Raw genomic sequence first — 21,390 nt, 5'->3', positions numbered from 1 at the left:
GGCGGTCACCGCGGTCGTGAGACGAGCGGCACCCACCATTCGAGGCGGGTGCCGGTCTCGCCGGCGGCCCGCGCGGTGACGTCCATGCGGCCGCCGAGCCTCTCGGCACGCTCGGCGAGGTTGCGCAGTCCGCTGCGCCGACCGCCCTGCGGGATACCGACGCCGTTGTCCGTCACGGTCACGGTCAGGACGCCGTCCGCCACGACGACCGACGCTTCCGCCCGCGTGGCCCGGGCGTGCCGGGCGACGTTGGCCAAGGCCTCTCCGAGGACCGCGAGGACCTCGTCGGCGACAGCGGGCGGCACGTCGGTGTCGATCAGCCCCTCCATCCGCAGGGCGGGCACGAATCCAAGGCCCTCGGCGGCCTCGTCCATGGCCTGGACGGTGCGGGAGCGCAGCGTGGGAACCGTTCCGGGTGCGTGCCGGTCCCGCAGCCCGAAGATGGTGGACCGGATGATCTTGATGGTGGCGTCGAGGTCGTCCACGGCACGGGCGAGGCGTTCGGAGGCCTCCGGGTGGTCGACGAACCGCTGGGCGCTCTGCAGGGTCATGCCGGTGGCGAAGAGGCGTTGGATGGCCAGGTCGTGCAGGTCGCGGGCGATGCGGTCGCGGTCTTCGAGGAGGCTCATCTGTTCGGCGTCCCGGCGCCGGTCGGCCAGTTCGAGCGCGAGGGCGGCCTGATCGGCGAATCCGGGCAGGGAGACGACTTCGGCCGGGGTGAAGGCCGGGCGGCCGTGGCGCCGGGCCAGGATCAGAATGCCGCTGAGCCTCTCCTTGGTGCCGACGGTGACTCCCACGGCCGGGCCGAAGCCCGTCCACCGCTCCGGCTGCACGGTGACGCGCGCGTCGCTCGACACGTCCGCGACCGTGATCAGGCCGGCGCCGGCGAGGGCGGCCTCGGCGAGGGTGCCGTCGGTGCTCGGCAGGACGATGCCCCGGTGGGCCTCGGCCCCCTGCCCCAGCGCGATCGAGCCGCGCAGCTCCCCGGCGGGGCCGACGAGGTAGATGACGCCCAGGTCGGCGCTGGTGATGTCCTTCGCCTGCTCCAGCATGCCCGCGAGGACGTCGTCCTCACGCACGCCGGAGAGGAGGGCGCTGGTGATGTCCGAGCTCGCTTCCAGCCAGCGCTCGCGCAGGCGGACCTCCTCGAAGAGGCGGGCGTTCTCGATGGCGATGCCCGCGGCGACCGCGAGCGTGGAGAGGACGGCCTCGTCCTCGGCGTCGAACTCCGCTCCCCCGCGCTTCTCGGTGAGGTAGAGGTTGCCGAAGACCTCCTCCCGCACGCGGATGGGGACGCCGAGGAAGGAGTGCATCGGCGGGTGGTGGGGCGGGAAGCCGTACGAGGCGGGGTGCTCGGCCAGCTCGGACAGCCGCAGGGGTTCCGGGTGGCGGATCAGTTCGCCGAGGATGCCGTGGCCGGACGGCAGGTCGCCGATCCGGGCGCGGATCTCGTCGGTGATGCCGACGGGCAGGAACTCTGCCAGCTTGCGGTCGTCCCCGATGACGCCCAGCGCGCCGTACTCGGCGTCCACGAGGACGACGGCGGCCTCGACGATGCCGTTGAGGACCTGGGGCAGGTCGAGCTCGCGGCCGACCGACATGACGGCCTCGAGGAGGCCGTTCAGCCGGTCCCGGGTGCCCCGGACCTCGTCGATGCGCGCCTGGAGCTCGTCGAGGAGTTCGTCCAGCCGCAGCCGCGGCACGCCACCGGGAGCGGGCCGGTCGTCCGCGCCCATGTCCCACCTCCGGCCGACGGGATCGGTGAGGCCACCTCACTCCCCACGGTAGTGCCGGCAGCGGTCTCGGGCCCGTCGGCCGATCCGGTGGCCGGTTCCCGTACCGAGCCCCGCGAGCAGCGCACGCGCTGGTCGCGGCCGTGGTCGCGGTCGCGGTGCCGGCGCTGCGCACTGCGCGGAACACCGCGGCCGTCCGGCGGGCGGCCGGGAGGCTGCGCGCGGCCCGCCGGTGTCGCCGCGAAGGTGACCTCCGGCCCCGACCGCGGCCCCCCGGTGTCGCCACGTGCGTGTCGCCGCGTGCGCAGGCCGCCCGTGTCCTGAGGGCCCTTACGGCCCCCGGAGGGGACCGTTCGGCCCTCGATGACCGGCGTGTGCGGGCGGATGGTGGGGGGACACACCCCGAAGCGGACGCACGTTCCCCGCGTGACACGACGGAGCAGGAGGACGTCATGCAGCACATCAAGGTGGCGGATCTGATGACCGACGAGGTCGTCTCGGTGGCCCCGGAGACCGCCTTCAAGGACGTCGCCAAGCTCCTCGCCCAGTACGGCGTGTCCGGGCTGCCCGTCCTCGACGACGAGGACCGCGTCGTGGGTGTCGTCTCGCAGACGGACCTCCTCGCCCGCACCGCATCGGCCTCACAGCCTCTCCAGGAGGGCGGCGCACCGGCAGAGCCGCCCACGGCCCGCGACGTCATGTCCGCCCCCGCCGTCACCGTCCGCGCCGACGAGACGGCCGGTGACGCCGCCCGGCTGATGACCCGCCGGGGCATCGAGCGGCTGCCCGTGGTGGACGAGGAGGACCGGCTGGTCGGCATCGTCACCCGAAGGGACCTGCTGCGCCTCTTCGTGCGCCCGGACTCCGAAATCCGCCGGCGGGTCGCCGAGGAGGTCCTCGCGCAGGTGTTGGACGTGCCGCTCGGCGACATCGACGTCCACGTGGTCGACGGCATCGTCACGCTGGAAGGCCGCATCGAGCGCAGCAGCCAGCTCCCGGTGCTCCTGCGCCTGGTCGAACAGCTCGACGGGGTCGTCGCCGTGGCGTCCCACGTCACGGCCCGCACCGACGACACGCCGACTCGTGCGGCCGGGCGCGCCGGCCATGCGCTGATGTGGTGAGGGGTGCCGCACCCGGGAGAGCCGACCTGACCGTACGAGCACGCACACCCACAGGACCGCGCCATGACCACAGCACGCCTCGACCCCGACATCGTCGCCCGGCTCGTCGGCGACGCCGTGACCGCCCCGTCCATGCACAACGCCCAGCCATGGAAGTTCGTCTTCCGCCGGGCGGACGACGTCATGGAGGTGCACGGCGACGCGGAACGTGCCATGACCCGCGCCGACCCGCATCACCGGGCCCTGCACCTCGGATGTGCGGCGGCCCTGTTCAACCTGCGGGTTTCCGCCGCCCGGCACGGGCTTCGGGCCCGGGTGCACCTGCTGCCCGACGATTCGCAGCCGTGGCTGCTGGCGACAGCGGCGATCGGCGGAGTCCCCGGCGAGGACCAGGAGCTGGCCGCACTGCACACCGCTCTCCGACGCCGGCACACCAGCCGCTTCCCGTTCAGTGACGAGCCGGTGCCGGACGCTCTGCTGGACGGCCTGCGCAGCGCGGCCCGTTGGGAGGGCTGCCGGCTGACCGTAGCGGGCGACTGGCACCTGGACACCCTGCTCGGCCTGGTGCGCGACGCGGAACACCGGGAGGACATCGACCCGCTCGTGCGGGCGGAGACCGCCGCGTGGGTGTCGCCCGCGCACGCCACGTCCGGGGAACGCCGCGACGGCATGCCCGCCGAGGTGTTCGGCCCGCGCAGCTCCGCAGGCTCCTCCGCCGTGCGGGACTTCGGCCGGGACCGCTCCATGGCGGACCGCGGCTGGGCCGTCTTCGAGGAACGGCCCCAGCTCGCCCTGCTCGGCACCCCGACGGACACGCGGGCGGACTGGCTGCGGGCCGGGCAGGCGCTGGAGCGCGTGCTCCTCCAGGCGACCGCCGACGGCCTGGCCACCTCGATGACCTCGCAGCCCCTGGAATGGCCGGAACTGCGCTGGACGGCCCGCGATCCGCTCGACGCGATGGGCCACGTCCAGATGGTCCTGCGCCTGGGATACGGCCCGCAGGGGCCCGGTACACCGCGTCGCCCCGTCGCCGATGTCCTGGAGATCCGGGACTGAAGGCCCGGCGGGGCGGCGGGTCCGGCACCGGCATCGGCGTGAGGGTCCCGGGTCCGGAGAGGCCGTAGTCGCCGCCGGTCCGCCGGCCCATCCCCATAGTTCAGGATTTCCTGAATTCAGGAATCGATGTACGGTGGAGGTGTGCTGAACACCGCCGAAGACATCGAGGTCCTGGCGCGCTTCGGGCGCGCCCTGGCCGATCCGATCCGCTGCCGCCTGCTCCTCGAGATCCGCGAGGCCCCGGCGCACCCGTCCGACCTCGCCGACAAGCTGGGCATCTCCCGCACCCGGCTCTCCAACCACCTCGCCTGCCTGCGCGACTGCGGCCTCGTGATCGCCGTCCCCGAAGGCCGCCGCACCCGCTACGAGCTGGCCGACGCCCGACTCGGCCACGCCCTGGACGACCTCCGCTCCGCGGTCGTCACCGTCGCCGCCGACCGGACCTGCGCCGAGGCCGACGAGAAGGGGTGCTGCTGATGACGCCCCCGGCGCTCGGCCCGGCGCCCGCCCGGCGCGAGGTGCCGGCCGCCCGCGTGTGCCGCACCACGGCCACCCGGAAGACGAAGGGGGCGGCACGGTGAACCACTGGGCCCTGACCGCGCTGGCGCTGTTCGCCGTGTGGGCGGCGACGGCGTTCGGCATACGAGCCGCGGTGCAGCGGCGCCGCACCGGAGACGCCGGCTTCCGGGGAATATCGGGGCAACCGGGATCCGCCTCGTGGTGGGCGGGCATCCTGTTCGCCCTCGCCCTCCTGGGCGGAGCTGCGGCTCCCGCCGCCGCACTGGCCGCGATGCCCGGACTGCCGGGGCCGGCCGGGGCGGCCGACAGTACGGGCCTTCGCGGGGCGGGGCTGGCCGTGGCCCTGGCGGGAATGGCCGCCACCCTGGCCGCACAGAGCGCGATGGGCGCCTCCTGGCGCGTCGGCGTGGACGCCGCCGAGCGCACGGAACTCGTGACCTCCGGACTCTTCGCGTACGTGCGCAACCCGGTCTTCACCGCCATGACCGTGACCGCCGCGGGGCTCGCGATGATGGTGGCGAACGCCCTTGCGGTCATCGCCTGGCTCGCGCTCGTCCTCGCCGTCGAGCTCCAGGTCCGCGTGGTGGAGGAACCGTACCTGGCCCGCGTGCACGGCCGCGCCTACCTCGACTACACCGCGCGGACGGGCCGGTTCGTCCCCGGCATAGGCCGACGCGCCGGCGGCGCCGGGGCCTGATCCGGAGCCGGATCGGCCACGGCCCGACACGCCCGATCCGCCGCCCGCGGCTTCCCGGGCTCCGGGCCCACCCCTGCCAGGCTGACCACGGGCTCAGCCGGCGCGACAGACCAGGAGGACCAGCACCATGGGACACGGCCACAGCCGCGGCGCCTCGCCCGGCGACGACGGTGGTGACGGGCACGCCCACGGCCCGCGGATCGGCAGTGCCGGCGAGCGCCACCAGAGGCCGCTGGCCATCGCCTTCTCCATCACCGCGGGGTACGCCCTGGTGGAGGTCGTGGCCGGCGTCGTCACCGGCTCCCTGGCCCTGATCAGCGATGCCGCCCACATGGGCACCGACGTCCTGGGCCTCGGTCTGGCCCTCGCCGCGATCCGACTCGCGAAGCGGCCGGCGTCCGGCCGGCGCACGTACGGCACCTACCGGCTGGAGGTCCTGGCCGCGATCATCAACGGCCTCCTGCTGTTCGGCGTGGCCTTCTACGTCCTCTACGAGGCCGTGCAACGCTTCCGCGAGCCCTCCGAGGTCCCGGGCCTGCCCGTGCTGGTCGTCGCCGTCGTCGGCCTCGTCGTCAACGTCATCTCCTTCCGCCTGCTCACGGCCGGCGCCAAGGAGAGCCTCAACGTCAAGGGCGCCTACTTCGAAGTCCTCGCCGACATGCTCGGCTCCGTCGGCGTGATCATCGGCGCCCTCGTCATCTGGACCACCGGCTTCGAGTACGCCGACCCGATCATCGGCGCCGCCATCGGGCTGTTCATCCTGCCGCGGACCTGGAAGCTCATGCGGCAGGCCCTGCGGATCATCATGGAAGTGGCGCCACCGGGTGTCGACGTCGAGGCGGCGGAACGGGACCTCGCGGGCATCCCCGGTGTACAGCAGGTGCACGACCTGCACGTCTGGACCATCACCAGCGGCATGGAAGCGGCATCGGTCCACGTGATGATCAAGGACGGCGCCGACTGGCACGCCGTCCTCGACCAGAGCCGCCTGATCCTGGCCGAGCGGTACGGCGTCACGCACCCCACGATCCAGGTGGAGCCTGCCGACCACACGGAGGAGCCGGTCGGATTCTGACAGGCATCGCGCTTCCTTGAGCCGCCAGGCGCCCGGTGGCGTCGACCGGTCACCGGGCACAGGCGTCTCGAACGACTCAGACGACTCAGACCAGCGCGTTCTTGTAGAAGATGCTGGAGCGTCGGTCGCCTTCCACGCCGGTGGCGAAGCCCAGGAAGAGGCGGCTCTCGCCGGCGTCGGTGCGGTAGACCGCCAGGCCCTCGGGCTCACGGTGGTGGAGGGTGGAGCCGGCCTTCGTGAGGACGGGGCCCTGCTTCACCGTGCCCGTGTTGATGTCGACACTGGTGAGGTAGCTGTTGCCGTCGCCGACCGGGACACCGGGCTCCGGGTAGGCGTCACCCGTCAGGTAGTACATGTACGAGCCGTAGAGGGTGTAGCCCTGCGGGGTTCCGGGGATCGCCGGCTGCTTGAAGTCGACCAGCGGCGCGCCGAAGTTGCGCGTCTGGAAGGCGGAGAGGGGGAACACGGCGATGCGCTTGCCGTCGCTGGTGTGGTAGCGCACGATCATGCGCTGGTAGACCGGGTCGACGGAGCAGGTGTACTCGGTGGCACCGGAGATCGGCCGGTAGGCGGCCGATGCGGCCGGAGAGCCCAGGGTGGTGTTCGCCATGTAGGGGATGGGGGCGAGCGCGGTACCGAACCCCTTGGTGTTCGCGGCGCACTCGATCCACAGCTCGGTGCCGGAACCGTCCGGCAGGGCGGCGAAGGCGACGCCGTGGCCGAAGCCGTTGAGGTGCATGTACGAGATGTAGTTCCCGGCGAAGTCCATCTTGTTGATGCACAGGTCGCCGTCTGCCTCGGTGCTTCCGCTCCGCTTGGTCGCGACGAAGAGGAACTTGTTCACCCAGTCGAAGGCGAAGCTCTGCTGCACCCGTGCGCCGTGCGTGTCCTTGGAGCGGAACAGGTCGTGTGACGGCTGTGTCAGATCGAACCGCTTGGTGGCGGCCACCGCCGCGGAGGCGGTCTGCGCGCCGACGCCGAGCCCGAGCGCGGCGAGTGAGACGCCGGCGCCGGCGCGTATGAGGCCGCGGCGGGTGAGGGGAAAACCGGAAGGGTGGTTCATGGGGGGGAACTCCCGAGCGATCGTGCGGGGTGGGGACCCCGTGATGTTACGCGCCACTGGCGTGACGTCACGGGCCGGGTCAGGCACGGCAGTTGGCCTCGCTCCTGACGCAACGGGAGGCTCCGCCCGCCGTCAGGAACGCGCGCCTCGACGGTCCTCGGCGCCGACGCCGAGGACGGCTCGGGCCGCCGCCGGACCCCCTGCGGGCCCGCGGCGGGCGGCGCAGGCGCACCCGCCCGTGGGACACTGGGCTGCCGGCGGGCTCCCGGCGGTCTTCCTTCCGGAGGCGGTATGGCGGTCACCCTGCTCACCGTCGCGATCATCGTGGCCGCCCTGGTGGTCAGGACCGCGGTGGCAGAGCTCCGCGCCCCGGGGAGCGGACGCAGACAGTGGGCCTTCCTCACCGACCGGCGCGCCTGGGCCATCGGGGCGGGCACAGCCGTGGTGCTCGGCGTCTTCGGATGGGCCACGGCCGGACCCACCGCCGCGCTGTGGGCGGCACTCGCGGGCCTCCTCGTAGCCTCACTCGTCGGCACCGGGGAGAAGGACGACTGAGCGGGCGGGTCCGCCGTCCGGGATCCGCCACTTCCCGACGCCCGCCGCGTACGACACGCCCGCCGCGAGTGTGAGCCACCTCACCTTCGACTCCTGTCAGGAATCGGGGCGCCGTCCCGTTCAAGGGGGACGCGAACGAGACAGGAGCCACGACATGAAGCACCGCATCGTCGTACTCGGCGCCGGATACGCCGCGGCGCTCTCCCCCGAGGCCCGCCGTCACCTGCGCCAGGCTTTCGGCCGGCCCGCGGGCGGCGAGACCCCGTCCACCGGGCTGAAGTACCAAGGCGACCACGTCAGCCTGGGCCGGCGCGACGCGATCTTCCAGGAGCGCAGGCGCCGGCCGGCCGCCGCGGCCGGCGCACCCGACCGGATCGGCGCGAGCGCCGCCGCATAGGCTGATCGGCATGGACATGGCGACGATCGATCGGTTCGAGGCCGGCCGGGGCCGGCTGGCCTCGCTCGCGTACCGTCTGCTCGGCTCGGCGGCCGATGCCGAGGACGCCGTGCAGGACGCGTTCCTGCGCTGGCAGGCTGCGGACCGGGAGCGCATCGAGGTGCCGGAGGCATGGCTGACCAAGGTCGTCACCAACCTCTGCCTCGACCGGCTCCGGTCGGCGCAGGCACGCCACGAGCGGGCCGTCGGGGACTGGCTGCCCGAGCCGCTCCTCGACGGCGACCCGATGCTCGGTCCCGCCGATACCGTCGAGCAGCGCGAATCGGTGTCCCTGGCGGTCCTGACCCTCATGGAACGCCTCTCGCCGGTCGAACGGGCCGCATACGTGCTGCGCGAGGCCTTCTCCTACCCGCACGCGGAGATCGCCGGGATCCTCGACATCACCGAGTCCGCGAGCCAGCAGCACGTGCACCGCGCCCGGCGCCGGGTCGCCGCCGAGCGCCGCGGCGGCGGCGAGGTGGACCCCGCGGCTGCGCGCCGGGTCGTCGAGGAGTTCCTGACGGCCGCCATGTCGGGGCGCACCGACCGGCTCGTGGCGCTGCTGACCGCCGACGCGACCGCGGTCTCGGACGGCGCCGGCCTGGCCAGGCGGCTGTTGCGGCACCGGACGCCCGAGCGCATCGCCTCGTACGTGCGGGCCGGGTTGCGGCCCACTGAGGCCAAGCGGCGGTTGGCCGGCGGCTCCCCGGCGTTCCACCTGGCGCGGGTCAACGGCTCCACGGCCGTCATCGCCGTGGTCCGCAACCGGGTCGTGGGCGCGGTCGCGTTCGAAGTCAGCGACGGGAAGGTCGCCTCCCTGCGCGGCGTGGCCGCAGCGCACCGGCTCGCGCGCCTCAACGAGACCTGGGCGCGGTACGAGGGGGAGGCGCCGGTCGTCGGCGCCTGGTGACCGGGGGCGCCGGTCGGCGGCCGACGTCCCGCCGCCGCTGCCCGAGCGCGTCCGCCCGGCCCGCGCGGGTGGTGATGATCGGTGTGTGGCCACGTCACCACCGGCGTCTCCCCGATCGGAGCGGCGTACGGGTCACCGGGCGCCCGGTGACCGGCCGCGCCCTTCCGCATCGGGACACCGCCGGATCGCCGGACGGCGGCGCCGCCCGGCGATCTCACCGGAGGGTCAGGCGGGCACCTCGTGCGCGAGGCCTCGGGTGGTGACGACCCGGGCACTGCCGTCGGCCAGTCGGTAGGACAGGCCCACCACGGCGGCGCGCCCCGCCGCGACCTGGTCGGCGAGGACGCGGGAGCGGTCCAGGAGAAGGTCGACGGTGTGTCGGATGTGCTCGGCGATGATGTCGTCCTCGTCGGTGAGTCCGGCGGCCCGGGCGGCGAGCACGCTGGGGGTGACGCGTTCGATGACGTCGCGCACGTACCCGGTGGCACCGACGCCGTCGGTCAGGGCGGCCCGGGTCGCGGCCACCGCACCGCACGTGTCGTGGCCGAGCACGACGACCAGCGGGCAGTCCAGCACGCTCACCCCGTACTCGATGGTGCCCAGGACCTCGGTGCCCGTGACGTGGCCCGCGGTGCGTACGACGAACAGGTCACCGAGTCCGCGGTCGAAGATGATCTCGGCGGCCAGCCTGGAATCGGAGCAGCCGAAGAGGACGGCGAAAGGGCGCTGGGCCGGAGCGGTCTCGGTACGGCGGGCCGCGTCCTGGTTCGGGTGCTCGGGTGTGCCTGCGGTGAAACGCCGGTTTCCGGCGAGCAGCAGTTCGAAGGCCTCGGACGGAGTCGGTGTCGGTGTCAGCGATGTACTCATGACCGCAGGCTACGACGCCGCCCTGAGCACCACCTGCCGAGGGTCGGACCGCGAGTCGGGGCCGGGGGTCACGCCTCCAGCAGGTCGGGCACGACGCCGCGCAGGGCTTGGGCGCTGATGGCGCCGGCGCGCTTGAGGACCGGTACCGGGCCGGTGAGGTCCACGATCGAGGAGGCGACGGCCGCCGCGGTGGGGCCGCCGTCGAGGTAGACGGAGACGCGGTCGCCCAGCATGGCCTGTGCCGCGTCGCAGTCCTGCGGGGAGGGCCGGCCGGTCAGGTTGGCGCTGGAGACGGCCATGGGCCCGGTCTCGGAGAGCAGGGCCAGGGCGACCGGGTGGGAGGGCATCCTGACGGCGACCGTGCCGTTGGTCTCCCCGAGGTCCCAGGTCAGCGAGGGCAGGTGGCGGGCGACCAGGGTCAACCCGCCCGGCCAGAACGCCTCCACCAGCGCCCATCCCTGCTTGGGGAGGTCGGCGACGAGGTCGTGCAGCGCGTCCGGGGAGGCGACCAGGACCGGCGACGGCATCGCACGGTCGCGGCCCTTGGCTCCCAGCAGCCTGTCCACGGCGTCGGCGTCGAAGGCGTCCGCACCGATGCCGTAGACCGTGTCGGTCGGGAGCACCACGAGCTCGCCCCGCCGGACCGCGAGGGCGGCCGCGTTCAGGCCGTCGGCCCGGGTCGAATCCGTGGAGCAGTCGTAACGAAGGGCCATGGCCGATCTCCATCCCACCGGGCTCTCGGCCCGCACCTGCCGGTTACATCGGCAGGCTACCGGAATGGGCGGCCCCGCCGAGCCGCACAGCCGCACGCGCTCCTCCGACCTGCTGCTTCACGGCGGAAGGACACGCGGCAAAGTGGCGGGGCGTCACCCTCGCAGGCTGTGGTTCCCCCGGTCGGGGGAACCACAGGCCGCGGCCGAGGCGGCCGGGCAGCGACGCGCCGAAGCACGTCCCCGCCGCGGCCCGGGAGGGGTGAACTCGGGGCACGTGGTCCTGCCGCGCCCTCCACGGCCGCTAGGATCCTCTCCGCACTTTCCGTTCATGTGCACGCACAGGGAGTGAGATCTTGCAGCTCGGGGGGCGAGGGGTCTGGCGGACGCGCGCGGGTGTGATCCAGCCGCCGTACCTCGGCGATCACCTGTGCCGGTGGCTCCATCTCGCGGTCGGCACGGTGCCGTTGCTGCTCTGGGCGCGCGATCCGTCCGCCTCGGGGGTCGCGGGGCTGGTGCTGGCGCTGCTGCTGCTCGGACGGATCGCTCTGTACGACCTGCGGCTGCGGGTGTTCATCCGGCTGTTGCGGGGCCGGGAGCGCCTGAAGCGGGTTCTGGTCCTGCTGCTGTCCGGCGGTGCGTTGGCGCTGTGGCCCGCGGACTGGCTCGCCGGTGCCGGGGCGGGAGAGGGTGCGGCAGGCGCGGTGTCCTGGGCTTCGGTGGGGTGGGCGTCGGCCCTGCTCCTGGTCACGGCGCTCGGCTGCCTCCAGGAGTGGCGCACGTGGCCGGACGTCCGCGGCGTCCCGTCGTGCGGGCTGCAGCCCTTCTGGGTGCAGCGCCGGCTGCTGGGGTGCGGCTGGGGCCCGGCCCTGCTGGCGGTCACCCACCCCGGCGTACGCGGATTGCTGCTGCCCGCCATCGCGGTCACGGCGGCCGAACTGGCCTTCTCCGGGTACGCGGCCCGCACCGGGGACTGGCAGCTGCGGGTGGTCGACGCGTTGCGCCTCCCGCTCCAGCCGTCGTTCCGGGTGCCCTGGGTTCAGGGGAGCGCGGTCGGGTCGTGGGCGTACGACTCGGTGGTCCGCCGACCTCGTCGGCCCGATCTGGCTCCCTGGGAGCTGATGCTGCGTCATGACGAGGTTCTGGCCGGGTCCGTCGCCCACGACGTCGTGGTCAGGACCTGGCAGGCGAACGCGACCACGCCCACCGCGGACGCCGAGCCGTGGGTGAGCACGGCCGAGGCGTACGCGGACTCCCTGAAGGCTCTCTTCCAGTACCAGGCGGGGACAGAGATCCCGCCGTCCGAGCGCCGGGCGCTGTTCGCGACGTGGCAGGCCGTCGCCGCCATGACGGCCATGGCCCGGGCCGAAGTGAGTGCGGCCACCGGGTTGTTGGACAATGCCGTGCGCAACCGGCGTTATGCGGCGGAGCTGTTCGCCGCCGCCGGTCTCCCGTTGAACGCGGCCGCTGCCCGGTGCCTGACCGCCGACCTCCTCGCCTTCCAACTGTCGCGTCCGGACGAGGCGCTGGCCGAGGTGGACGAGATGGGCGACCGCGCCGTGCTGCCACCGGCCCTGCAACGGCTCGCGGAGCTCGTGGAGGGCGTCGCGGGCCGGGCGCCCCGCAGGGCCGGCGGGGATCGGAGACGACCGTCGGCCCTGCTGCCGGGCGCGGCGACCGCGTTGTTCGAGGAGCTTCCCAGTTGGCTTCCCTTCCTCTCCGTCCACCACCGTGAGATCGCCTTCGTGCGGCACGTCGAGCAGCGTGCCGACAATGCCGCGCACCTGTCGGACCGGCAGCCCGACGTGACGTTCCCCGGCATCCACCGGGGCTTCGCGGGGAGGTACCGCTCATCCGCCGGCGACGACCTCCGGCAGGTGATGGCCGACGCGCAGCGGTCCTACGCCCACGGGTCCTTCGACGTGGCCCGGCGCGCGGCCATGGACGTGCTCGAAGCCGCCCGGTCGGCGAACGACCTGGCCCAGCAGACGGCCGCCCTGCGGTTACTGGCACGGACCGCGGCCGGCTCCCGCAACTGGGCGGAGCAGTACGCCCACCTGATCGCCCTCGTCGCCTCGGTCGAGACGGCACGTGACCGTGTCGCCGACGCCGATCTGCGCATCGATCTCGACCTCGCTCAGCCCTGTGCCGAACTCGTCGCCCTCATCGTCGACCGCCGCGTACCCGGCGTACCGCTGACGGCGGCACTGGACGTGGCGGAGCGCGGCCGGGCCCGTGTCATGCTCCAGACGTTGGGCGGCGTTCACGAGGCCGTTCTGCCCGCGGGGCTGCGGGAGTTGCAGGAGAAGGAGAAGGGTCTGCTGCAGAGCGTCCGCAGCGGCGATGGGATCGGCTCACGCGGCCCGTACGGCTTCGCGGTGCTCAACCCCTACTGGGGCGAGGTGGAACGCGCGAAGCTGGAGGAGATCTGGCGCGCCATGGAGGCGACGGGAGCGATCGGCGCCGCGTACGTGAGCGGCCGGCGGGGTGCACCGGCGGAGTTCGCGCAGCTTCGGGCCATGCTCGAACCGGGCGAGGTGCTGTGCGAGTTCGTCCACACGGGCGCCCGTACGATCGTCCTGCTGGTGCGCCGGGACCGGCCCGAGCCGGTGGTCGTGGACCTGCGGCTGACGGCGCGGTCCCTCCTGCCGGGGAAGCCGGACGCCGGACGGCAGGCGCCCTCCTGGGTCACCGAGCTGGCGCCGCTGGCCCAGGCCCTCGCCGCACACACGCGGCCGGGTGAAGTGCTGTGGCTGGTGCCCGAAGGCCCGCTGCACGATCTGCCGCTCCACGCCGTGACCTTCGAGGGGATCCCCTGGGGTGAACGCAACCCGATGAGCTGTACGCCCAGTGCGTCGCTCATGCGGTACCGGCTCGGGCCCGCCGCACCGAAGGGAAGCACCGGCGGGAGCGGGCGGGGAAGCGGGAACGGGACCGGTGCGGCTCTGGTCCTGGCCGATTCCCGGGGGGACCTGGTGCACGCCCGGGCCGAGGCCCGGGCCATCCGGGCGGTCCTGCCCTCGACCGAGGTGCACACGGGCGCGTCGGCCACGCTGCGGACCTTGCGGGAGCGCCTCTCGCAGGCCCGCTACGACGTCGTGCACCTGGCCTGTCACTGCCGCCTCGACGGGGAACGGCCATCCAGGTCGGGCATCCTCCTGGCCGACGGGGAGTTGACCGCCGAGGACTTGCACACGGTACGGCTCGATGTCCGCCTGGTCGTGCTCAGCGGCTGTGACACGGGCGCCCAGGAGCAGCGCAGGGGCAACGAACTGATGGGGCTGACGCGGCAGTTCCTGCATGCGGGAGCCCGGTCCGTCCTCGTGACCCGGTGGCGGGTGGACGATGTCGCCGGTGCGCTGTTGATGGAGGACTTCTACCGGCGGCTCAAGCAGGGCAGCCCCCTCGCGACGGCGCTGTCCGCCGCCCGGCACCGGGTGCGGACCATGACCCTCGAACAGGCGCTGGAGCACTGCGAACGCGAGCGGCTGCGCACGGCCGATCCCGACTGCGAGCACTCCCTCAGCCACGACATCGCCCGGCTGCGCCTGCGGGCGGGCGATGTCGGCGGGGCCCTGGAGGAGATCGAGGCCCGGCTCGCCGACGCTTGCGCCGGCTCCGCTCATCGGCGGCGCATGCTCGTGCTGCGCGAGCGGGCCCGCTACGCGTCCCCGCGCCGCGACCACCACCTGCCCGCCTTCGACCACCCGTACTACTGGGCTCCGTTCACCTTGGTAGGAGATTGGCGATGACCCTGGAAGAGCTGCCACTCGCGCCCGTCAGCACCCGTCCCGGCGAGGTGACGGACGGGTACGTCGTGACGCTGGACGCCGCCGGAGTGCCGACCGGCCTGGGCCTCGCCGCTCCCCCGGGCACCGCGGGCGCGGTGCCCGGGACCGGCGGGGGCCTGCCGCCCGCCGTGCTCCTGCCCGCCGGCCTCAGCCTGCACGAGCTGCTGACGAGCGAAGCGGTCACCCTGCTCCCGCTCAACCCCTTCGGGGCCGTGGTGATCGACGCGTCCGGCATTCTGGGCGTCCTGGAGCACCCGACGATCGCACGCCACGCCACCGGCGCGGAGGTGCCGGCCGGCCGGACCCGGTCGGACCTCGCGCACCCCGAGGACGCGGTCCTCGCCGGGGCGGTCGGTGTTCCCGTCGCCCGGGTGCTGTGCCGGTGCGGGCAGTTGAACCAGGTCACGCTGTACGACCCCGACTACCCGCCGACGTGTGGCGGCGAGGACGGCCATCCCCTCGATCCGCAGGAGCGGTGAGGGATGTTCAGCGCCACCCTCGGTGAACTCTCGGGCGTGGCGGGGCGGCGTTCCGTACGCGGTGTGCTGCTGCCGAGTCTCGTGTTCTGCTGCCTGGCCCTCCTCGTCGTCGCGACCGGCCGGGGCTCCCCGCAGGACGCCCTGCACGCCTGGCGGCACGGGTCGTGGGAGTCCAAGGTGCTCGTGGTCGCCGGGTTCCTCCTCGCCCTGGTCTGTGTGGCCACGGCGCTCGGCAGCGCCCAGACGGCGCTGATCCGGCTGGCGGAGGGCTACTGGAGCCCGCCGCTGCGCAGGACGATCGGCCGCCTGGGCCGCGGCCACCACCGGCGTCTGGTCCGTCGTGCGGACGACGCCTCCACCCACGACCGCTATCCCCCGCGCACACGCCCCGACGACCTCATGCCCACCCGGCTCGGCAACGCCCTCAAGGCCGCCGAGCTCTACCCGCGCCTGCGCTACGGCATCGACGCCGCCCTGGTGTGGCCGCGGCTGCACCCACTGCTCCCGGACACCTTCCTGGCCACGCTCGGTGCGGCCCGAACGGGTCTGACGGCGCTGCTCGGATCGGCGTTCCTCTCCGTCGTCCTCGCGGTCGGCGGCGCCGGCTACCTGTGGGCCGTGGACGCCCCGACGCGGCTGTTCCTGCTGTGCCTGTGGGGCGGAGGGCTGGCCGGGTGGCTGTGCTACCGCGGTGCCCTGCTGCGGGCCGTGGCCTACGGACAGCACCTGCGCGTGGCCTTCGACCTGTACCGGGGACACCTGTTGGACGCGGTGGGGCGCCCGGTGGGCGACGGCGAGGACGAACGGATGCACTGGCAGCGCCTGTGCCTCTTCTGGCATCGCGGCGTCCTCCCGCACCATGCCGCCACCCCCGACCGCCCCGCGCAGCCCAGCCCCACACCCGCTGCCGCTGCCGACCGGCCTCCGTCCGGCTTCTCCCCGTCGATCTCGCACCTGACGGCGGCCGTCTTCGCGGCCGCGGGCCTCGCGGGGGCCCTCACCGGCGGGGGATGACGCCGGTCGGCCGGGGTGTCATGGCGGTGGGGGCCGCGGGCGGACGCCGGCGCCCGTGAGGCCCGGTGACCGGTCGTGTCTGACGAAGGCGTTTTAGAGCCGGATCCGGATCGGCTCGGCGACCCGTGGGGCCGCAGGACCCCGTACGGGCGCGGCGAACCCTGGCCGGTTCGCGTCGACTCGTACCTGGAGAAAGCACGTCGCGCCGTGTGCGCGTGCTCACCTCTCGCCGACTGACAAGCAGTTCACCGACCCAGGCGGCGCAGGCCGCATGCCTGCAGAATTCCGGTGGCGGGGTCAGTCCCCTCCGGTAACGGATGGCGCAGGAAAACCACGAAGCCGGTCGACCACGTGATCTGAGATTCGCAGGTCGAGTGCCTCGCCTGTTGGTGACTCTGCGCGAGGCAGGCACCGTCGCGAATGCCGCGCTGGCGCCGTGGCCATCAGGGGCGGTCTGCCAAGGACGCGATGGGCGGGCGTCCTGGCCCTGTTGGCCCCCTGCGCTCGGTCCTGTTCTCAGGCCGGCGGACGGTGCGGGGTGCGGTGCTGCCGCGCTGCTGTGCGGAGCGCCGCGATGACGGCCGCGGTCGTCGGGTTGGTCGTTTCGGTGCGGCGGGTCGCGGCGAACAGGAGGCGCTGGATGGGATGGTCCTCGATGGGGGCCGTGCGGATTCCTGGTGTGGCCGGGTCGATGGCCGTCCGGGGGACGAGCGCGGTGGCGAGGCCTGATCGGGCGAGGGCGAGCTGGGCGGCAATGTCGGCGGTGACGTAACGGGGCGTGGGGGTGAAGCCGGCCTGCTGGCAGGCGTGCAGGATGGCCTGTCCGCAGTCCGTGGTCGGCGGTGGCACGACGAGGTGATGCGCGGCCAGGTCGCGCAGGGCGACGGACCGTTCGTCGGATCCGCTGGTGGCTCCACCGGCGGCGGTCACGACGAGCAGCGGGTCGTCGAGCAGCGGCGAGACCGCGATGCCCTTGGGCGTGGTCTTCGGCAGGTGGTGGTAGTGCTGCCCCAGCACCACGTCGACGGTGCCGAGTGTGAGTTCGCGCAGTTGTGCCTGGTCGGTGACAAGACAGGTGACGGCGAGCTGCGGATGGTCCGCGCCCAGCGCGGTGAGCGCGGGGGCCACGATCCTGGCGACGGTCGACGGCAGCGCGGCGAGCGTGGCCGTGGTGCCGACCGTGCCCTTGACCGCCGCGACGGCGCATTCGGCTTCCTCCATGGCGGCGAGGATCCGGTCGGCGTGTTCGAGGAGGACGCGGCCTGCCTCCGTGAGCGCGACGGTTCGCCCGTCGGGGCGCAGGAGATCGACCCCGACGTCGTGTCTCAGTGCGGCGAGCTGCTGGGACACGGCGCCGGCGGACAACTCCAGGGACTGGGCTGCCGCGGTGATGGAACCGCGCGCAGCGACGGTCTTGAGCATGTGAAGACGGCGGATATCCAGCATGACTCGATAGATTACCTAAATGGTCCCATCGGAAATCATCCTCTTGACCTGCTGAGTCGTGGTGAGCGACCTTCTGTGCATGGAGATCTTCGACTGCATCGCCGCTGTGGCCAGGCCGGTCCACGACTTCGGCGACGAGTTCATGTCCGACGAGGCCACCGCGGCCATCGGTCTGCGCGCCGGGTTCACTCCGGGACGCGGCTTCTACTGCCGCGGCCGGTTCGGGGTGCTGGGCGAGGCGCCGGCCGCTGTGGTCCAGGCGGTGCAGGGCTTCCTCGGCCCCGATCTCGTCGTCACCGGCTGGCGGGCCGGCCGGCCCGTGATGCCGGCGGAGAAGGCCGCCGCCTGCTACGCAGAGGCCGTCCGGACGTGGGGGCGCGCCCGCATTCCCGCCGACGCCGACGTGGAGCACTTCAACCGCCTGGCGCAGCGGCTGATCGACGCCGCCGACGCCGACGCGCTGCCCCTGTTCGCCGGCTGGCGCGCGCAGCCCGTGCCCGGCGACGACCCGCTCGGGGCGGCGATGCAGCGCGTCCACGTACTGCGGGAACACCGTGGCGCCTGCCATCTCGCGGCGGTACGCCTGTCCGGGTTGAGCGCCCGGGAGGCGATGGTCGTCAACCTCGGCGTCGAGCAGGCAGCCCACTACGGCTGGCGCGAGCCGAATCCGGCCGCCGCGGCCCTGATTCCCCGATGGCAGCGCGCCGAGCAACTCACCGACGAGATGCAGGCGCCGCTCTACGCCACGCTGACCGCCCGGCAGCGTGCCGACTTCGCTCAACTGGTCAGCGCGTTGACCAGCACCCACCCCGCATGCACCCACCCCGCATGACCGTACGTCGCAGACACTGGCAGGCATACGAAAGGACGGCTGATCGCGGCCATGCTTCTCACTCATGAAGGCCGTTCGCCCTCCGTCCATCCCACGGCCTATGTCGCTCCGAACGCCACGCTGTGCGGGGACGTGCGCGTGGGGGCCGGATGCCGGGTGCTGTTCGGTGCGGTGCTCACCGCAGAGGGCGGAGCGGTGGAGCTGGGCGAAGGCTGCATCGTCATGGAGAACGCGGTCCTGCGCGGCACCCGACGGGATCCGCTGGTCCTGGGGCGACAGGTCCTGGTGGGCCCCACCTCCTACCTGACCGGCTGCAGGGTCGAGGACGAGGTCTTCCTGGCCACCGGCAGCCGCGTCTTCAACGGAGCCCGGATCGGCACCCGCTCGGAGGTCCGGATCAACGGCATCGTGCACCTGCGCACGGTTCTGCCCGCCGACTCGACGGTGCCGATCGGCTGGATCGCCGTCGGCGACCCGGCGCGCATCCTCCCGCCGGAGGACCACAACGGGATCTGGGAGGTACAGAAGGAGCTCGACTTCCCCGGCTACGTCTTCGGCTTGGACCGGCCCGGCGAAGGCCAGAGCCTGATGCCGGCCATCTCGGAACGCTTCGGCCGCAGCCTCGGCCGCCACAGCAACGATCACCAGATCTGATCCAACCTGGAGCGTATTCGGTCCAGGGGGGACGGAGCGGAGCGGCGCGTTCCCAACCTCGATCGAACGCTCCCCGGTGCCGGACACGCCGAGCAGATGGCGGCCATCCGGACGTCTTGACCACCCACCCGATGTCCGTGGACGTCACGGGGCACAGCCGGACCCGGCCGGACGGGGCGGTGGCGGCGCGGTCACGGGGTGCGCAAAAATCGGTCACGCCGACCCCGTACGGATGTGCGACGATCTCTCGTCGCACATCACCCTGGGGGGTCCATGACAACCGCATCGGCGTCCGGAAGACGCCTGCTTTCCACCGTATTGACGGTCTTGCTAGGCGTCCTCGCTGCGCTGCTCCTGCCGGTGGGCACCGCTCAGGCCGCGCCGGTCGCCGAGGACTGCGTCGGCGTCACCGAGGGACGGTACGCGGGCACGTTCACCGCGCCCGGGCAGACGCACTGCCTGGAGCTGCCGAGCCCGCAGGGCGCCCGGATCGCCGCCCTCACCTCGCGCGGCGGCGCGGGCCTGACCGTCCAGGTCGAGGTGGTCGACCGGAACGGCACCGCGCAGTGCACCGCCGGTGACCTCGCCGAGGGCGTCTGCGGGCTGACCGGCACGGCGCCGTTCCGCGCGCTGGTGCACGCCGACGACACCGAGGCCACCGGTCCGTACGGCGTCCACTTCGTGCGCACGGACGTCCTCCAGAAGGAGTGCCGGACCCTGCCCGCGGGGACGTTCGCCGACGACTCGGGGACGGTGCGGCTGGAGACCGGCAACGGCGTCTTCTCGCACTGCCTGACGATCCCGGCCGACGCGCACTCCACCTCCGAGCTCCTGCGCATCCGCTACGGGTTCCCGGAGGACGGCGAGCTGATCCCGCGCTACGTGGTCAGCATGATCGACACCGATGGCGACGGCCCCTCCTGCTACAGCCACCCCACTGCGAACCAGCCGATCCGCACGGACGGACTCACGAGCTGCTCCTTCAGCGCCGGCAAGGCGTACACCGTCCTCGTGCACGGCCAGGACGCCCCACGCAGTCACACCCTCGACCGCTGGGACGTCACCGCCACGGCCCGTGGCTGCGCCGTGTCTCCCGCGACGGCGGTCGGCGCCCCGGCCGTGACCAGCGCTTCCGGTCAGAGCGGCACCCCGCGCTGCCACCGGATCACCACGTCCGCTGCCACGGACCGGCTGCGCCTCGACGCGCGAGACGCCCACGACAGCACCCACACGCTGGTCATGGACGGTGACGGCGGCATAGCCTGCTACCAGAAGAACCTGGCGTGCGCGCCCACCAACTCCACGAGCTACCAGGTCGTCACCCAGGTACCGGACGGCTGGGACCTGTCCGACTCCTACCGCCTGGACGCCTGGAAGATCGCCACGGCCGCCGGCCCCGCCCCCGAGTGCGTACGGCCCGCGTCGATCGCGTACGGGTACGGCCCGCTGACCGGCACGCTGTCCGAGGAACGCACCGGTGTGTGCGCCGCCCTGCCGAGCGTCGACGACGACCGGTTCAGGGCCGACATCACGGCCACCGACGGCGGGACGTACGCTCCGGTCCCCTCGCTGTACACCAAGGACGGGACCAACCTCTGCACGGGCAGGCCGCCCTCGTACGACTGCCAGGCCTCCGACCAGAGCCTGTACGTCCTCGCGCTGCCCGACGGGACGGAGCGTACGGCCTACCGCGCCGAGCTCGTGTGCACCACCGCTCCGTGCGGCGGGGAGGAGGTGACCATCGGGACGATCACGCCGACCACCGTGCAGAGCGGTACGGTCGCCACCCTCACCGTTCAGGGGACGGCGCTGGGCATGAGCACCACTGTCGACCTGACCGGCGGACCGGCGCCGCTGACGGCCACCACCGTCTCGGTCTCCGACGATGCCCGCACCCTGAAGGCGACCGTGGACCTGCGCACGGCTCCCGCCGGCAACTGGACCATCAGCGTGAGAGCGCTGAGGCACCAGTACGCGGCGGGCACGCTGACGGTGACGCCGCCTGCGGTCTCCGGCCTGGGCACGTACAAGCCGGTCACGCCGACGCGGTTGATGGACACGCGCAGCGGTCTGGGCGTGCCGAAGGCCAAGGTCGGCCAGGGCGGCACGGTGACCCTGCAGGTCGCGGGTACGGCGGGGATCCCGGCGTCGGGTGTCACGGCCGTCGTCCTGAACGTGACGGCGACCGACCCGACCTCGGCGAGCCATGTGTCGGTGTACCCGGACGGGACGCCGCGTTCGAGTGCGTCGAACCTGAACTTCACTGCCGGGCAGACCATTCCGAACCTCGTGATCGTCCCCGTGGTGAACGGGAAGGTCAGCTTCTACAACAACGCCGGATCGGTGGACCTGATCGCCGACGTGGCGGGCTACTACACCACGGACGGCTCCGGCTCCTCCTACAAGCCGGTCACGCCGACGCGGTTGATGGA

Annotated in this window: 18 protein-coding genes and 1 pseudogene; 14 read left to right on the top strand and 5 right to left on the bottom strand. The window is 73.1% G+C overall.

Features of this window, described 5'->3' with window-relative positions; genetic code table 11:
• Window positions 1–5: 5 nt before the first annotated feature.
• Window positions 6–1,736, bottom strand: a complete 1,731-nt coding sequence (locus tag AVW11_RS14340) for a sensor histidine kinase (protein WP_060181121.1) — start codon at window positions 1,734–1,736, stop codon at window positions 6–8.
• Window positions 1,737–2,185: 449 nt separating this feature from the next.
• On the opposite strand from AVW11_RS14340, the gene AVW11_RS14335 reads away from it, so the two are divergent.
• From AVW11_RS14335 to AVW11_RS14315, 5 genes are all read left to right on the top strand, one after another.
• On the top strand, window positions 2,186–2,854 hold the full coding sequence (locus AVW11_RS14335) for a CBS domain-containing protein (RefSeq protein WP_076044159.1): 669 nt from the start codon (window positions 2,186–2,188) through the stop codon (window positions 2,852–2,854).
• A 63-nt stretch (window positions 2,855–2,917) separates the two neighbouring features.
• Entirely contained in the window at window positions 2,918–3,910 is a 993-nt protein-coding gene (locus tag AVW11_RS14330; protein ID WP_076044158.1) for an Acg family FMN-binding oxidoreductase, read from the top strand.
• 141 nt (window positions 3,911–4,051) lie between these two features.
• Complete coding sequence (locus AVW11_RS14325) at window positions 4,052–4,387, top strand: ArsR/SmtB family transcription factor (protein WP_030854344.1); 336 nt, start codon at window positions 4,052–4,054, stop codon at window positions 4,385–4,387.
• Window positions 4,388–4,487: 100 nt separating this feature from the next.
• The gene (locus AVW11_RS14320) at window positions 4,488–5,126 is read left to right on the top strand and encodes a methyltransferase family protein (RefSeq protein WP_076044157.1); all 639 of its coding nucleotides are present in this window, start codon (window positions 4,488–4,490) and stop codon (window positions 5,124–5,126) included.
• Between the two features lie 127 nt (window positions 5,127–5,253).
• The gene (locus tag AVW11_RS14315) at window positions 5,254–6,201 is read left to right on the top strand and encodes a cation diffusion facilitator family transporter (protein WP_076044156.1); all 948 of its coding nucleotides are present in this window, start codon (window positions 5,254–5,256) and stop codon (window positions 6,199–6,201) included.
• A gap of 85 nt (window positions 6,202–6,286) precedes the next feature.
• On the opposite strand, the gene AVW11_RS14310 is transcribed toward AVW11_RS14315, so the two are convergent.
• A complete protein-coding gene (locus tag AVW11_RS14310; protein ID WP_030854336.1) occupies window positions 6,287–7,264 on the bottom strand; it encodes a phage baseplate protein in 978 nt (325 codons plus the stop codon).
• 291 nt (window positions 7,265–7,555) lie between these two features.
• On the opposite strand from AVW11_RS14310, the gene AVW11_RS14305 reads away from it, so the two are divergent.
• The 3 genes from AVW11_RS14305 (at window position 7,556) to AVW11_RS14295 (ending at window position 9,165) form a co-directional block, all read left to right on the top strand.
• Window positions 7,556–7,819 carry a hypothetical protein gene (locus AVW11_RS14305; RefSeq protein ID WP_060181116.1) on the top strand — a complete coding sequence of 88 codons (264 nt, stop codon included), beginning with the start codon at window positions 7,556–7,558 and terminating at the stop codon, window positions 7,817–7,819.
• A 154-nt stretch (window positions 7,820–7,973) separates the two neighbouring features.
• Window positions 7,974–8,216, top strand: coding sequence for a hypothetical protein (locus tag AVW11_RS14300; RefSeq protein WP_076044155.1), 243 nt, complete (start codon window positions 7,974–7,976; stop codon window positions 8,214–8,216).
• Window positions 8,217–8,226: 10 nt separating this feature from the next.
• Window positions 8,227–9,165, top strand: a complete 939-nt coding sequence (locus tag AVW11_RS14295; protein ID WP_076044154.1) for a sigma-70 family RNA polymerase sigma factor — start codon at window positions 8,227–8,229, stop codon at window positions 9,163–9,165.
• A 225-nt stretch (window positions 9,166–9,390) separates the two neighbouring features.
• Here AVW11_RS14295 and AVW11_RS14290 read toward each other — a convergent pair whose 3' ends face one another.
• Entirely contained in the window at window positions 9,391–10,032 is a 642-nt protein-coding gene (locus AVW11_RS14290; protein WP_076044153.1) for a carbonic anhydrase, read from the bottom strand.
• A gap of 68 nt (window positions 10,033–10,100) precedes the next feature.
• Window positions 10,101–10,745, bottom strand: coding sequence for an L-threonylcarbamoyladenylate synthase (locus AVW11_RS14285; protein WP_030854323.1), 645 nt, complete (start codon window positions 10,743–10,745; stop codon window positions 10,101–10,103).
• Between the two features lie 395 nt (window positions 10,746–11,140).
• Here AVW11_RS14285 and AVW11_RS14280 point away from each other — a divergent pair, with 395 nt between their 5' ends.
• From AVW11_RS14280 to AVW11_RS14270, 3 genes are read left to right on the top strand one after another with little or no spacing between them, the layout of a single operon-like run.
• Window positions 11,141–14,494, top strand: a complete 3,354-nt coding sequence (locus tag AVW11_RS14280; protein WP_076044152.1) for a CHAT domain-containing protein — start codon at window positions 11,141–11,143, stop codon at window positions 14,492–14,494.
• Entirely contained in the window at window positions 14,491–15,012 is a 522-nt protein-coding gene (locus AVW11_RS14275) for a hypothetical protein (RefSeq protein ID WP_076044151.1), read from the top strand. Before AVW11_RS14280 ends, AVW11_RS14275 begins: the two co-directional genes overlap by 4 nt.
• Window positions 15,013–15,015: 3 nt before the next feature.
• Entirely contained in the window at window positions 15,016–16,026 is a 1,011-nt protein-coding gene (locus tag AVW11_RS14270) for a hypothetical protein (protein ID WP_076044150.1), read from the top strand.
• A 516-nt stretch (window positions 16,027–16,542) separates the two neighbouring features.
• Here AVW11_RS14270 and AVW11_RS14265 read toward each other — a convergent pair.
• The gene (locus AVW11_RS14265) at window positions 16,543–17,472 is read right to left on the bottom strand and encodes a LysR family transcriptional regulator (protein ID WP_076044149.1); all 930 of its coding nucleotides are present in this window, start codon (window positions 17,470–17,472) and stop codon (window positions 16,543–16,545) included.
• A 79-nt stretch (window positions 17,473–17,551) separates the two neighbouring features.
• On the opposite strand from AVW11_RS14265, the gene AVW11_RS14260 reads away from it, so the two are divergent.
• The 3 genes and pseudogenes from AVW11_RS14260 to AVW11_RS14250 form a co-directional block, all read left to right on the top strand.
• Window positions 17,552–18,304 (top strand): SCO6745 family protein, encoded by a 753-nt coding sequence (locus tag AVW11_RS14260; RefSeq protein WP_076044148.1) that lies wholly within the window; start codon window positions 17,552–17,554, stop codon window positions 18,302–18,304.
• Window positions 18,305–18,355: 51 nt separating this feature from the next.
• Window positions 18,356–18,958 carry a gamma carbonic anhydrase family protein gene (locus AVW11_RS14255; protein ID WP_030854305.1) on the top strand — a complete coding sequence of 201 codons (603 nt, stop codon included), beginning with the start codon at window positions 18,356–18,358 and terminating at the stop codon, window positions 18,956–18,958.
• 318 nt (window positions 18,959–19,276) lie between these two features.
• Window positions 19,277–21,390 (top strand): annotated as a pseudogene (locus AVW11_RS14250) (hypothetical protein); the annotation flags it as partial.

The sequence above is a fragment of the Streptomyces amritsarensis genome, from assembly GCF_001953875.1.
Classification (GTDB): Bacteria; Actinomycetota; Actinomycetes; order Streptomycetales; family Streptomycetaceae; genus Streptomyces; species Streptomyces amritsarensis.
This window is presented reverse-complemented; position numbering and strand designations above follow the sequence as displayed.

Coding starts and splice junctions, on each gene's coding strand:
- AVW11_RS14335 (WP_076044159.1), top strand. CDS start 2,186: ATGCAGCACATCAAGGTGGCGGATCTGATGACCGACGAGGTCGTCTCG.
- AVW11_RS14295 (WP_076044154.1), top strand. CDS start 8,227: ATGGACATGGCGACGATCGATCGGTTCGAGGCCGGCCGGGGCCGGCTG.
- AVW11_RS14330 (WP_076044158.1), top strand. CDS start 2,918: ATGACCACAGCACGCCTCGACCCCGACATCGTCGCCCGGCTCGTCGGC.
- AVW11_RS14305 (WP_060181116.1), top strand. CDS start 7,556: ATGGCGGTCACCCTGCTCACCGTCGCGATCATCGTGGCCGCCCTGGTG.
- AVW11_RS14285 (WP_030854323.1), bottom strand. CDS start 10,745: ATGGCCCTTCGTTACGACTGCTCCACGGATTCGACCCGGGCCGACGGC.
- AVW11_RS14290 (WP_076044153.1), bottom strand. CDS start 10,032: ATGAGTACATCGCTGACACCGACACCGACTCCGTCCGAGGCCTTCGAA.
- AVW11_RS14315 (WP_076044156.1), top strand. CDS start 5,254: ATGGGACACGGCCACAGCCGCGGCGCCTCGCCCGGCGACGACGGTGGT.
- AVW11_RS14300 (WP_076044155.1), top strand. CDS start 7,974: ATGAAGCACCGCATCGTCGTACTCGGCGCCGGATACGCCGCGGCGCTC.
- AVW11_RS14275 (WP_076044151.1), top strand. CDS start 14,491: ATGACCCTGGAAGAGCTGCCACTCGCGCCCGTCAGCACCCGTCCCGGC.
- AVW11_RS14265 (WP_076044149.1), bottom strand. CDS start 17,472: ATGCTGGATATCCGCCGTCTTCACATGCTCAAGACCGTCGCTGCGCGC.
- AVW11_RS14255 (WP_030854305.1), top strand. CDS start 18,356: ATGCTTCTCACTCATGAAGGCCGTTCGCCCTCCGTCCATCCCACGGCC.
- AVW11_RS14310 (WP_030854336.1), bottom strand. CDS start 7,264: ATGAACCACCCTTCCGGTTTTCCCCTCACCCGCCGCGGCCTCATACGC.
- AVW11_RS14270 (WP_076044150.1), top strand. CDS start 15,016: ATGTTCAGCGCCACCCTCGGTGAACTCTCGGGCGTGGCGGGGCGGCGT.
- AVW11_RS14340 (WP_060181121.1), bottom strand. CDS start 1,736: ATGGGCGCGGACGACCGGCCCGCTCCCGGTGGCGTGCCGCGGCTGCGG.
- AVW11_RS14260 (WP_076044148.1), top strand. CDS start 17,552: ATGGAGATCTTCGACTGCATCGCCGCTGTGGCCAGGCCGGTCCACGAC.